Genomic DNA, 13,017 nt, shown 5'->3' on the forward strand with positions numbered 1-13,017 from the left:
CTACGCTCAACCGGCTAAACGCGCCAGTAAGGAACAGCCTGATGAGGAAACCGCACTGATGCGTGCCTCACGCCCTTGTGCCTGGTAATCTAAGTGAATTTCGACATCCGGGTCAGGCAGCACACCCGTACCTTGTTGCGGCCACTCCACCAGGCAGATGGCGTCGTTGGCAAAGTAATCGCGGATCCCCATAAATTCCAGCTCCTCCGGGTCCGCAAGACGATATAAATCAAAGTGGTACACCATGATATTTTCAAGCGTGTACGGTTCCACCAGCGTGTAGGTCGGGCTTTTTACGTTCCCGTTATGGCCTAACGCCTGCAAAAAGCCACGGCTGAAGGTTGTTTTACCCGCGCCTAAATCACCATACAGATAAATGACGGTCGCCCCCTGACAGGCCTGCGCCACGCGCTTGCCGAGATCTAAAGTGGCTTGTTCATCAGGTAAAGGAATCGCTCGATTAGTCATTTTCTACGTCAATCACATCCGGGTTAACAACACGCCGCAGCGTGCAAAAAAGATCGGTGGCCAGCATACCGCGCGTTCCGTAACGAGCAGCCAGCCTGTCAGCCGCCGTACCGTGGGCCACGCAGCCCGCACAGGCTGCATCATAAAGGGGAAGTTTCTGTCCGAGCAATGCGCCAATGATGCCAGAGAGTACATCGCCCATGCCGCCGCTCGCCATGCCTGCATTACCGGCATCAACGATGCCCATCGCATCATCGCTGGCGATAACGGTTCCCGCCCCTTTCAAAACGGCAACACCTCCGTAACGTTTTACCAGACGTTGGGCTGAAAGTAAGCGATCGCTTTCAATTTCTGCCACGCTACAGTTAAGCAGCCGTGCGGCTTCGCCGGGGTGCGGCGTCAGAATGCGATTGTGACGCTTATCCGGGTTTATTGCCAGAAGGTTAAGCGCGTCGGCATCCCAGAGCATCGGTTTACGAAAATTCTCGGCCTTTTGCAGGGCCTGTTTACCCCACTCCTGCTGACCCAGGCCCGGACCAATGACCACCACGTCCGCCCACTCAAGACCCTTTTCAATCGCCTGCGGGGTAAGCTCGTGGACCATCAGCTCCGGCCGCGCGGTAATAATGGGCGGAATGTTTTCGCTGCGGGTCAGCACGCGTATTAATCCGCCGCCGCTGCGCAACGCGGCCTCTCCGGTCATTCGAATCGCACCTGCCGTGCCATGATCGCCACCAATAATCAGCAGTCGGCCATGGTCACCCTTATGGGAGGTGGGACGACGCGGCGGTAGCCACTGTGCAAGCTGGGAGGCATCAAAGCGGGTGATGTGGGTATCCTGTCCGATCAGCCAGTTTTCCAGCCCCAGGGCGTTGTGGTGTAACGTGCCCACGACATCCCGCGCTTTCCCGGTAAGCAGCCCCGGCTTCAGGGCGATAAAGGTCACGGTGTGCGCCGCCTCAATCGACACGCCCGGCGTCGCGCCGGTTTGCGCCATCAGGCCGGAGGGAATATCCAGCGCTACCACCGGGGCGGGGTGCGCATTAGCGCGCGTAATCAGCGCGGCGACGTCATCGCGAGGCGCGCGCATCAGTCCCGTCCCCAGCAGACCATCAACAATCACGTCGACATCCTCGGGCCAGATAATATCAGGCGCATGAATAATGCCCCCCGCATTCAGCCAGGCCTCTCTCGCCATGCCAGCCTCTTCCGGTAGCGGCTTGTCGCTCTCCAGCGCCATCAGGGTGACGCGCAGCCCCGCCGCCACCGCAAGACGAGCCACCACATAGCCATCGCCACCGTTATTGCCGTGCCCGCACAGGATCAGATAGTGCGAGGCATCCGGATAAGCCGTGCGCGCCACGTTAAACGCCGCCTCGCCCGCGCGCTGCATCAGTTCGTAAAGGGTAATGCCGAGGCTATCTGCGGCCTCTTTCTCGGCCCGACGGAGGTCATCCGCATGCCAGATGGAATGTGGTATACTTGCGAGGTTTTTCTTCACAGTATGGTCCGTCATGTCACAGCCCCTCGATCTCAATGAATTAGCGCAAAAAATAAAACAGTGGGGTGCTGAACTGGGCTTCCAGAAGGTCGGTATTACTGACACCGACCTCTCTGCCAGTGAGCCTAAGCTCCAGGCATGGCTGGATAAACAATACCACGGCGAGATGGAGTGGATGGCGCGTCACGGTATGATGCGTGCCCGCCCCCACGAGCTGTTGCCGGGTACGCTGCGCGTTATTAGCGTACGCATGAACTATCTGCCTGCTAACGCGGCCTTTGCGCGCACGCTAAAAAATCCTTCGCTGGGTTACGTCAGCCGATACGCGCTGGGGCGTGATTACCATAAACTTCTACGCAACCGTCTAAAAAAGCTCGGGGAAACCATTCAGCAGCACTGTGTTTCGCTGAATTTTAGACCCTTTGTCGATTCTGCGCCTATTCTTGAGCGCCCGATCGCCGAAAAAGCCGGGCTCGGCTGGACAGGTAAGCACTCACTTATCTTAAGCCGCGACGCGGGCTCATTCTTTTTCCTGGGTGAACTACTGATTGATTTACCTCTGCCGGTAGACAGTCCGGTGGAAGAAGGTTGTGGTCGCTGTGTGGCCTGTATGACCATCTGCCCGACGGGCGCGATTGTCGAACCGTATACCGTTGATGCGCGCCGCTGTATCTCTTATCTCACTATCGAGCTGGAAGGCGCTATTCCAGAGGAGTTTCGTCCGCTTATTGGCAACCGCATCTACGGCTGTGATGACTGTCAGCTGATTTGTCCGTGGAACCGTTATTCACAGTTGACGGACGAAGAAGACTTCAGTCCGCGCAAGGCGTTACATGCCCCGCAGTTGATCGAACTGTTCGCCTGGAGCGAAGCCTGGTTCCTGAAGGTGACGGAGGGTTCCGCCATACGTCGTATCGGCCACCTGCGCTGGCTGCGTAATGTGGCCGTTGCGCTGGGGAATGCCCCGTGGGATGAGGCAAATCTTCAGGCGCTCGAAAGCCGTAGAGGTGAGCACCCACTTCTTGATGAGCACATAGAATGGGCGATTGCGCAGCAAATTGAGAAGCGAAATGCCGGCGTGGTTGAAGTGCAGTTACCGAAGAAACAGCGCCTGGTCAGGGTGATTGAAAAAGGGCTGCCGCGGGATGTGTGATATATTCACAGGCTGTGAATAAAAATAAGAATTCAGGCGCCATCAGCTCTGGCAAACAGGTCAAGTGATCTCAATAACATTTTGAAATCAAATTTTCTTCATAAATTACAGGGAATTACGAAGATATTATTCACCCTGCTAACATTTCGTAGAGACTGGTTTTATCACGATTTCTGTGGATAACTCTGTTCACAAGAGTATTTCAGATATAATAGAAAACGTCCCCAACGAAGCATTTCGCTGTGGATAATCTGGAGATGAAGAAGAATTTGGAGCGGGAAACGAGACTCGAACTCGCGACCCCGACCTTGGCAAGGTCGTGCTCTACCAACTGAGCTATTCCCGCTTGGGTGTTCTGGTGCTATGCGTATCTTGCGATACTTTCAAATTTTGGAGCGGGAAACGAGACTCGAACTCGCGACCCCGACCTTGGCAAGGTCGTGCTCTACCAACTGAGCTATTCCCGCTTGGGTGTTCTGGTGCTGGCGTATCTTGCGATACTTTTCAAATTTTGGAGCGGGAAACGAGACTCGAACTCGCGACCCCGACCTTGGCAAGGTCGTGCTCTACCAACTGAGCTATTCCCGCAAATCTGTACTGCTTTTGTTGCTGTCGTAACGTGTAATTCTCTGTCGTTACGGGAGGCGCATTATACGAGAAATCCGTTTAGCTGCAACCCCCCTCAAAGCGATTTTTTTGAAATTCAGTTCAAGTGCTTATTTAATCGGCAAGCTGAACAATTTAGCGACAAAAACCCGGCCACGCAAGGCGCCGGATCGCAAAATCAGAGCTTAATAAAGTTTTCGCGATAGTACGCCAGCTCCGCAACAGACTCACGGATGTCATCCATCGCCTGGTGCGTCCCCTGCTTTGTGAAGCCGTCGAGAATTTCCGGTTTCCAGCGGCGGGCCAGCTCTTTCAGGGTGCTCACATCCAGATAGCGGTAGTGGAAGTAGGACTCCAGCTCCGGCATGTACTTAAACAGGAAACGACGATCCTGACCAATGCTGTTGCCACAGATAGGCGATTTTCCTGCCGGCACCCACTGCTTCAGAAATTCAAGCGTCACCAGCTCCGCTTCGCGGTCGCCCAGGGTGCTGGCCTTCACGCGTTCCACCAGCCCGCTGCCGGTATGGGTACGCACGTTCCACTCATCCATCAGCGCAAGCTGGTCATCGGACTGGTGCACGGCAATCGTTGGGCCTTCCGCCAGAATATTGAGGTTGGCATCGGTGACCAGTGTGGCGATCTCAATAATGCGATCGCGCTCGGGATCAAGGCCGGTCATCTCCAGATCGATCCAAATCAGGTTGTTTTCGTCCGCGATCATGTTATTTTCCACCCTTCTCGCATAACCGGCAGTAGCAGGTTAACTAGTATTAATTAGAGTGTATCATAGAGGTTTTGCCCGCTACGGGCGACCAGGAGCCAGCGCGATTGAGTAAAAATAAACTCTCCAAAGGGCAGCAGCGCCGCGTGAATGCAAATCACCAGCGCCGTCTTAAAACCACTACGGAGAAGCCCGATTACGACGACAACCTGTTTGGCGAAGCGACAGAAGGCGTTGTGATTAGCCGCTTCGGCATGCACGCCGATGTCGAATCTGCCGACGGGGATATCCACCGTTGCAATATCCGTCGCACCATCCGTTCCCTGGTGACCGGTGACTGCGTGGTCTGGCGTCCAGGCAAAGAGGCGGCAGAAGGGGTAACGGTTAAAGGTATCGTTGAAGCCGTGCATGAACGCACGTCGGTTCTGACCCGTCCGGATTTCTACGACGGCGTGAAGCCCATTGCCGCCAACATTAACCAGATCGTGATCGTTTCGGCGATTTTGCCTGAGCTTTCACTCAACATTATTGACCGTTATCTGGTGGCCTGCGAAACGCTACAGGTTGAACCGCTTATTGTGCTGAATAAAATCGATCTGCTGGATGACGAGGCCATGGCCTTTGTCAATGAGCAGATGGATATTTACCGCAACATTGGCTATCGCGTGTTGATGGTTTCCAGCCGCACCAAAGACGGCCTGAAGCCGCTGGAAGATGCGCTAACCGACCGCATCAGCATCTTTGCAGGGCAGTCCGGCGTGGGTAAATCCAGCCTGCTTAACAATTTGCTCGGCCTTCAGCAGGAGATCCTGACCAACGATGTGTCGGACGTCTCCGGGCTGGGCCAGCACACCACCACCGCCTCACGTCTCTATCACTTCCCGCACGGCGGCGATGTGATTGACTCCCCGGGCGTGCGTGAATTTGGTCTCTGGCACCTCGAGCCGGAACAAATCTTTAACGGATTTGTCGAATTCCATGACTATTTAGGCGCTTGCAAATACCGCGACTGTAAACATGACAACGATCCGGGCTGCGCCATCCGCGAAGCGGTGGAGAACGGTGAAATTGCGGAAACCCGTTTCGAAAATTACCACCGTATTCTCGAAAGCATGGACCAGGTAAAAACGCGTAAAAACTTTTCTGATTCTGATAACTGACAACTAAGCTAAGCGTCGCTAAAATCGTCCCCTTTTTTTCAGGTTCCGGCAGCGTAATGCCGGATCAGGAACGACAAAACAATGGCCTGGAGGCTACCTTGTTAAACTCATTTAAACTTTCGCTTCAATACATTCTGCCGAAACTGTGGCTCACTCGCCTGGCGGGCTGGGGCGCGAGCAAACGAGCGGGCTGGCTGACCAAACTGGTCATCGACCTGTTCGTGAAATACTACAAGGTCGACATGAAAGAAGCGCAGAAGCCGGATACGGCAAGCTATCGTACCTTCAACGAATTTTTTGTGCGTCCGCTGCGCGACGAAGTGCGTCCGCTGAATACCGACCCGAACGTGCTGGTGATGCCAGCGGACGGCGTGATCAGCCAGCTGGGTAAAATTGAAAACGACAAAATTTTGCAGGCGAAAGGCCATAACTACAGCCTGGAAGCGCTGCTGGCCGGTAACTACATAATGGCCGATCTGTTCCGTAACGGGACTTTCGCGACCACCTATCTCTCCCCGCGCGATTACCACCGCGTGCATATGCCGTGTAACGGTATTCTGCGCGAGATGATTTACGTGCCGGGGGATCTGTTCTCCGTCAATCACCTGACGGCGCAAAACGTTCCTAACCTGTTTGCCCGTAACGAGCGCGTCATCTGCCTGTTTGATACTGAATTTGGCCCAATGGCGCAGATTCTGGTGGGTGCTACCATTGTAGGCAGCATCGAAACCGTCTGGGCGGGCACCATTACTCCGCCACGCGAAGGCGTGATCAAGCGCTGGACCTGGCCTGCCGGCGAAGAAGAAGGTTCTGTGGCCCTGCTGAAAGGTCAGGAAATGGGCCGCTTCAAGCTGGGCTCAACGGTCATCAACCTGTTCGCTCCGGGCAAAGTTAACCTGGTCGACGAGCTGGAAAGCCTGTCCGTGACCAAACTCGGCCAGCCTCTGGCAGTATCGACGGAGGTCTTTGCAACACCAGACGTTGCGCCAGCCCCGTTGCCGGAAGATGAGATCAAAGCCGAGCACGACGCCAGCCCGCTGGTTGACGACAAAAAAGACGAAGGCTAACAACAGAAGGATCGCTGACGTGCGCCCGATTATCGTATTACTGATGGCCTGGTGCCTCAGCATGGGGGCGTACGCAGCGACGGCCCCCGACGCCAAACAGATAACCCAGGAGCTGGAGCAGGCAAAAGCGGCAAAACCCGCTCAGCCGGAGACCGTTGAGTCACTCCAGTCTGCACTGAACGCGCTTGAGGAACGAAAGGGTTCCCTTGAGCGCGCGCAGCAGTATCAACAGGTTATCGACAATTTCCCCAAACTCTCTCAGACCCTGCGCTCGCAGCTAAACAACCTGCGCGATGAACCACGCCAGGTCCCCGCGGGGATGACGTCCGAGGCGCTGAATCAGGAGATCCTGCAAGTCAGCAGCCAGCTGCTGGAAAAAAGCCGTCTGGCGCAGCAGGAGCAGGAACGGGCGCGTGAAATTGCCGATTCCCTCAGTCAGCTTCCACAGCAGCAAACCGATGCCCGCCGTCAGTTAAATGAGGTGGAACGCCGCATCGGGACGCAGACAGGCAGCACACCGCAGAATCAGGCGCAAAATCTTGGGTTGCAGGCGGAATCCGCCAGACTAAAAGCCCTGGTTGATGAACTGGAGCTGGCGCAGCTTTCCGCTAACAACCGCCAGGAGCTGTCGCGGATGCGTTCCGAGCTGGCGCAGAAGCAGAGCCAGCAGCTGGATGCGTATCTCCAGGCGCTGAGAAATCAACTCAACAGCCAGCGTCAGCGTGAAGCTGAACGTGCTCTGGAAAGCACAGAATTACTGGCCGAAAACAGCGCTAACCTGCCCGACAGCATCGTCGCCCAGTTTAAGGTTAACCGCGAGCTTTCTGCTGCGCTGAATCAGCAGGCGCAGCGCATGGATTTGGTGGCCTCGCAGCAGCGTCAGGCTACCAATCAAACCCTTCAGGTTCGTCAGGCACTCAACACGCTGCGTGAACAGTCCCAGTGGCTTGGCTCGTCTAACCTGTTGGGCGAAGCGTTACGCGCGCAGGTGGCCCGTCTGCCAGAGATGCCAAAACCACAGCAGCTTGATACGGAGATGGCGCAGCTGCGTGTTCAGCGTCTTCATTATGAAGATCTCCTCAACAAGCAGCCGCAAATCCGCCAGATCCGTCAGGCTGACGGACAGCCGCTCACCGGCGAGCAAAGTCGTATTCTGGAAGCGCAGCTGCGCACCCAACGCGAACTGCTCAATTCCCTGTTGCAGGGGGGCGATACGCTGATCCTTGAGCTGACCAAGCTGAAAGTCTCGAATAGCCAGCTGGAGGATGCGCTGAAAGAGGTCAACGAAGCCACGCACCGTTACCTTTTCTGGACGTCCGACGTGCGGCCGATGACCTTCGCCTGGCCGATTGAGATCGTGCAGGATCTGCGCCGCCTCATTTCGCTGGACACCTTTAGCCAGCTGGGCCTCGCCAGCGTAATGATGATAACCAGTAAGGAGACTATCTTCCCGTTGCTGGGGGCGCTGATTCTGGTGGGCTTCAGTATTTATTCCCGTCGTCACTTTACCCGTTTCCTTGAGCGCTCCAGCGCCCGAGTGGGAAAAGTAACCCAGGATCACTTCTGGCTGACGTTGCGTACGGTGTTCTGGTCAATTCTGGTCGCGTCTCCGCTGCCGGTGCTGTGGATGACGCTCGGATACGGACTGCGTGAAGCCTGGCCCTACCCGCTTGCCGTCGCGATTGGCGATGGCGTGACCGCCACCGTTCCGCTGCTGTGGGTGGTGATGATTTGCGCCACGTTTGCGCGGCCAAATGGTCTGTTCATCGCTCACTTTGGCTGGCCGCGTAATCGCGTTGCGCGGGCGATGCGTTACTACCTGATGAGTATCGGGCTGATTGTGCCGCTGATTATGGCGTTGATCATGTTCGATAATCTCAATGACCGGGAGTTCTCCGGCTCGTTGGGACGGCTGTGCTTTATGCTGATCTGCGGGGCGTTAGCGGTAGTGACGCTCAGCCTGAAACGCGCCGGGATCCCGCTCTATCTCGACAAGACCGGCAGCGGCGATAACATGTTAAACCGTCTGCTGTGGAACCTGCTGCTCAGCGCGCCGCTGGCGGCGATGCTGGCGGCAGCGGTCGGTTATCTCGCCACGTCGCAGGCGCTGCTCGCCCGACTGGAAACGTCGGTGGCCATCTGGTTCCTGCTGCTGGTGGTCTACCATGTTATCCGCCGCGGCATGCTGATCCAGCGTCGTCGTCTGGCGTTTGACCGTGCTAAACATCGTCGCGCAGAAATTCTGGCCCAGCGCGCGCGGGGTGAGGAAGAGCCAAACCACGTCAACAGCACCGAAGGGACTACAGACGCTGATGACGTCGAACTGGATCTGGATGCGATAAGTACTCAGTCCCTGCGGCTGGTACGCTCAATTCTGATGCTGGTTGCCCTGCTGTCGGTGATCTACCTGTGGTCAGAAATCCACTCCGCGTTTGGCTTCCTGGAGAACATCTCTTTATGGGATGTGACATCCACGGTGCAGGGAGTCGAAAGCCTGGAGCCCATCACCTTAGGGGCCGTGCTGATTGCGATTCTGGTGCTGATCATCACCACCCAGCTGATACGTAACTTCCCTGCCTTGCTGGAGCTGGCGCTGTTGCAGCATCTGGATTTAACCCCAGGCACAGGCTATGCCATCACCACCATCACCAAGTATTTAATCATGCTGTTTGGTGGGCTGGTCGGCTTCTCGATGATTGGTATCGAATGGTCAAAACTGCAATGGCTGGTTGCCGCCCTGACCGTAGGCCTGGGCTTTGGTTTACAGGAGATTTTTGCCAACTTCGTTTCTGGTCTGATCATTCTGTTTGAAAAGCCGATTCGAATTGGTGATACGGTGACCATCCGCGATCTCACCGGCAGCGTCACCAGGATCAACACCCGTGCCACCACCATCAGCGACTGGGACCGTAAAGAGATCATCGTCCCGAACAAGGCATTTATCACCGAGCAGTTTATCAACTGGTCGCTGTCCGACTCCGTCACGCGTGTGGTGCTGACCGTACCCGCTCCGTCGGATGCCAACAGCGAAGAGGTGACGCAGATCCTGTATACGGCTGCTGAACGCTGTTCGCTGGTAATCGACAACCCACCGCCGGAAGTCTTCCTGGTTGATTTGCAGCAGGGGATCCAGATTTTCGAGCTGCGTATCTACGCCGCCGAGATGGGACACCGTATGCCGCTGCGCCATGAGATCCACCAGCTGATTCTGGCTGGCTTCCGCGAGCACGGAATTGATATGCCGTTCCCACCGTTCCAGATGCGTCTGGAAACGCTGGACGGACGTAAGACGGGAAGAACGTTGACGTCAGCGGCGCGTACGCGCCCGGCGGGAAGTTTGTAATCCTTTCCCCCTCCCCATCGGGAGGGGGTCAATCCTTTATGCCACTTCTGCTACACAGGCCGTCGAGCGACGACGGTAATGCTCATAAATCCCCATTGCCAGCAGCGAGAAGAAGATCGGTCCGCCAACCATCCACAGCGTGCTGTTCCAGTCATTTGCCTCAACAACGGGCTGAATGACGGTAAAAATGTTAGCGAACGCGACGACCAGCACCACAACAGTGGTCGCCAGCAGCGTCGCCGCACGGGTTTTGAAGATCACAAACGGTCGTTCCAGATCCTGCTTCGCCTTAAAGAACGGGAACGCCAGGCTCAGGAACAGATACGGAAGCGTCATCGATACGTTTGCCATCAGGGTCAGCTTGTTATAGAACGCCGACGCGGTATCACCGCCGAAGGACACCAGCAGAATGAACACGCACACCAGCATGCACTGCATCCACATCGCGTTGGCAGGCATACCGGCAGCGTTCAGCTGAGTCATACGTGCAGGCCACAGCGCCTTTGGCGTCCCCTGAATAATCGCTTTCAGCGGCGAGTAGATCAACGTGAAGAACGCGCCAGTATAGGCGAGGAACATCGACAAACCGGTAATCCGCGCAAACCAGATCCCCAGGGTGGCCGACGTTTCCGGCGCGAGATCCATGGCGTTGCCCAGCGTCACCCCCAGGCTTTTCATCAACACGTAGGTAATGTTGCCGAGGTTGGTGGTGTTATTGCTCAGTACCTGCTGCCAGTTGGTGCTGACGCCCCAGAGGAAAATCGCCAGTGAGTAGCCAATGGATATGACGATGGCGGCAAAGATAATGCCTTTGGCGAAGTTCTTTTCCGGATTTTCGGTTTTGTCGACCAGGCCGCCCACGGCTTCAATTCCACCGTAAGCAAAGATGGCAAACACCACGAAGGAGAGCATGGCCAGTCCGGACTGGTAACCCGGATTAGGCGATGAAACGAAGTTGACTTCATGTGCGAAATGCCCGCCGTTCAGGCACAGAATGGCGATGCTGACCAGCAGCAGCACCAGGTTCAGGCACATCACGGAAATACCGCCAACGGCAGTGATACGGGCAATTTTGTTGATGCCTTTCGAGGCCACCAGCGTGACCACCACCATCCAGCACACCGCCAGAATACCGACCACCTGCGTGGAGCTCAGCCCCGCCAGAGACCAGACCTGCGTTTTATCCGCACCGAAGAGAAACGTTGAGAACGGCACCCAGACCTTGGCCGCCGTGCTGACCATCCAGACGACGTAGGATGAAAACCACATGAACGTACCGATAAACGCGTAACGGGGGCCGACGCTGTTGTTCATCCACGAATAGATGCCACCCTCTTCTTTCCGGTACGCCGAGCCCATCTCCGCCATCATCAGCGCAAACGGGATAAAGAAGAACAGAGCGGAAACGATATAAAACGGCGTCGCGCTGTAGCCCATCAGATAAAACGCGGACGGGCTATTGGCAAAGCCAAAGACTGACGTAAAAATCATCAGAATGAGCCCGGTAAGGGTCATTTTTTTGAGTGAGTGAGACATATAACCATCCGAAACGGAATTAAACTGCGCGGATGGTAGCAGATGACCAGACAAATATTGTGGCTATCCGAGTCAATTTAAGAAAAAGACCCGTGCATAGCGAAAAGAGCAGTTTTTAATGTGGCAGAGTTAAATGACCGAGTAGGCCGGGTAAGCGACAGCGCCACCCGGCATTTTTTCAGGCGCGATCGACCGTAAAGGCAATCACATCGCCCAGTTGCTCGGCACCCAGCGCCAGCATGACCAGACGATCCACACCCAGCGCCACGCCGGAGCAGTCCGGCAAACCGGCCTTAAGCGCTTCCAGCAGGTTGGTGTCAATCGGCTGCTGCGGCAGACCGCGCGCGTTGCGCTTGCGGTTATCCTGCTCGAAACGCTGCTGCTGTTCGCGCGCGTCGGTCAGCTCGTGGAAACCGTTCGCCAGCTCAATGCCTTTGAAGTACACCTCAAACCGTTCCGCCACGCGGTGATCTTCGGTGCTGATCTGCGCCAGCGAGGCCTGGCTGGCCGGGAAGTGATAGACAAACGTCGGGCGATCTTTACCAATTTGCGGTTCAACGCCAAAGGTGAACAGCAGTTGCAACAGCGTGTCGCGGTCCTCTTCGTTATCCGCCACGTTGCTCAGATCCAGTTTTGCCGCCACTTCACGCAGCTGTGTTTTATCAGCCGACAGCGGATCGATTTCCAGATGGCGCTGGAAGGCCTGCTGATAGGAGAGCGTTTCAGCTTCCGCGCAATCCAGCACCTGTTGCAGCAGATCGTCGACTTCGTTCATCAGACGATACATGTCGTAGTGCGGGCGGTACCACTCCAGCATGGTGAATTCCGGATTATGGTGTCGGCCCATCTCTTCATTACGGAAGCTACGGCACAGCTGATAGACCGGACCACACCCGGCCGCCAGCAGACGCTTCATATGGTATTCCGGGCTGGTCATCAGATACAGATTCATGCCCTGAGAGTGGCCTGGGCCAACAAAACGGGTTTCAAACGGGACCAGATGAATATCCGTGACCGTCGCCTGACTCATGCACGGCGTTTCCACCTCCAGGACGCCGCGGTCGGCAAAGAAACGGCGGATCTCCGCCATAATTGCTGCGCGCTTTAGCAGGTTTGGAATGGATGCGCTCGGCTGCCAGGTGGCCGTTTCGCTCATGAGTTATTTCTCCATTTTCAGACAAGGGCACGAAGTCTACTCGTAAGCCGGGGCAGAGACAAATTTTGCACAGTAAAAGTCCCTTTTCATTGCACAGAGAAATACTGTGACGCCATTCATTAATCACAATGATAAATCACCGCACAGAACAGCAAAAAAATCGAACACGTCAAATTTCCCTCCCTTCTACGCGGTTATACTGTTTTACCCATAAAGGAGCAGTGGAATCGCTTCCGCAATCGCCCGTTCGGGCAGGTGAACGTCCTTTAGCTCATCGCGTTGCGGGAAAACAAAAATCTGGAG

General features: G+C 55.7%; 9 protein-coding genes and 3 tRNA genes. 4 read left to right on the top strand and 8 right to left on the bottom strand.

The genetic code is table 11. The features are described from left to right. Positions 1-6 precede the first annotated feature (6 nt). Both tsaE and nnr read right to left on the bottom strand, forming a co-directional pair. On the bottom strand, positions 7-468 hold the full coding sequence (gene tsaE, locus DD597_RS13190; RefSeq protein ID WP_129256273.1) for a tRNA (adenosine(37)-N6)-threonylcarbamoyltransferase complex ATPase subunit type 1 TsaE: 462 nt from the start codon (positions 466-468) through the stop codon (positions 7-9). Next, positions 461-1,984, bottom strand: coding sequence for a bifunctional ADP-dependent NAD(P)H-hydrate dehydratase/NAD(P)H-hydrate epimerase (gene nnr, locus DD597_RS13195; RefSeq protein WP_032634386.1), 1,524 nt, complete (start codon positions 1,982-1,984; stop codon positions 461-463). Before nnr ends, tsaE begins: the two co-directional genes overlap by 8 nt. Here nnr and queG point away from each other — a divergent pair. Beyond that, positions 1,983-3,122 (top strand): tRNA epoxyqueuosine(34) reductase QueG, encoded by a 1,140-nt coding sequence (gene queG, locus DD597_RS13200; RefSeq protein ID WP_003855966.1) that lies wholly within the window; start codon positions 1,983-1,985, stop codon positions 3,120-3,122. The two genes, nnr and queG, sit on opposite strands and share 2 nt — an antisense overlap. 270 nt (positions 3,123-3,392) lie before the next feature. On the opposite strand, the gene DD597_RS13205 is transcribed toward queG, so the two are convergent. The 4 genes from DD597_RS13205 to orn form a co-directional block, all read right to left on the bottom strand. Beyond that, positions 3,393-3,468: transfer RNA gene (locus DD597_RS13205), tRNA-Gly, on the bottom strand. A 45-nt stretch (positions 3,469-3,513) separates the two neighbouring features. Beyond that, a tRNA-Gly gene (locus DD597_RS13210) sits at positions 3,514-3,589 on the bottom strand. Positions 3,590-3,634: 45 nt separating this feature from the next. Then, positions 3,635-3,710, bottom strand: a tRNA-Gly gene (locus tag DD597_RS13215). 196 nt (positions 3,711-3,906) lie between these two features. After that, positions 3,907-4,452: an oligoribonuclease gene (gene orn / locus DD597_RS13220; protein WP_129256274.1), complete on the bottom strand. Its 546-nt coding sequence runs from the start codon at positions 4,450-4,452 to the stop codon at positions 3,907-3,909. Between the two features lie 107 nt (positions 4,453-4,559). Between orn and rsgA the strand changes: the two genes are divergently transcribed. The 3 genes from rsgA to mscM all read left to right on the top strand — a co-directional run bounded on the left by rsgA (position 4,560) and on the right by mscM (position 10,022). Beyond that, positions 4,560-5,612, top strand: a complete 1,053-nt coding sequence (gene rsgA, locus DD597_RS13225; RefSeq protein WP_063855851.1) for a small ribosomal subunit biogenesis GTPase RsgA — start codon at positions 4,560-4,562, stop codon at positions 5,610-5,612. Positions 5,613-5,710: 98 nt separating this feature from the next. Further along, positions 5,711-6,679 (top strand): archaetidylserine decarboxylase, encoded by a 969-nt coding sequence (gene asd / locus DD597_RS13230; protein WP_003855963.1) that lies wholly within the window; start codon positions 5,711-5,713, stop codon positions 6,677-6,679. Between the two features lie 19 nt (positions 6,680-6,698). Next, positions 6,699-10,022, top strand: a complete 3,324-nt coding sequence (gene mscM, locus DD597_RS13235; RefSeq protein ID WP_003855962.1) for a miniconductance mechanosensitive channel MscM — start codon at positions 6,699-6,701, stop codon at positions 10,020-10,022. Positions 10,023-10,058: 36 nt separating this feature from the next. On the opposite strand, the gene yjeM is transcribed toward mscM, so the two are convergent. Continuing rightward, complete coding sequence (gene yjeM / locus DD597_RS13240) at positions 10,059-11,558, bottom strand: glutamate/gamma-aminobutyrate family transporter YjeM (RefSeq protein WP_059294609.1); 1,500 nt, start codon at positions 11,556-11,558, stop codon at positions 10,059-10,061. A gap of 178 nt (positions 11,559-11,736) precedes the next feature. Next, on the bottom strand, positions 11,737-12,714 hold the full coding sequence (epmA, locus tag DD597_RS13245; RefSeq protein ID WP_003855960.1) for an elongation factor P--(R)-beta-lysine ligase: 978 nt from the start codon (positions 12,712-12,714) through the stop codon (positions 11,737-11,739). Positions 12,715-13,017: the final 303 nt, after the last annotated feature.

This window comes from Enterobacter cloacae complex sp. 677-3DZ2D5B (genome assembly GCF_004136695.1).
GTDB lineage: Bacteria > Pseudomonadota > Gammaproteobacteria > Enterobacterales > Enterobacteriaceae > Enterobacter > Enterobacter hormaechei_C.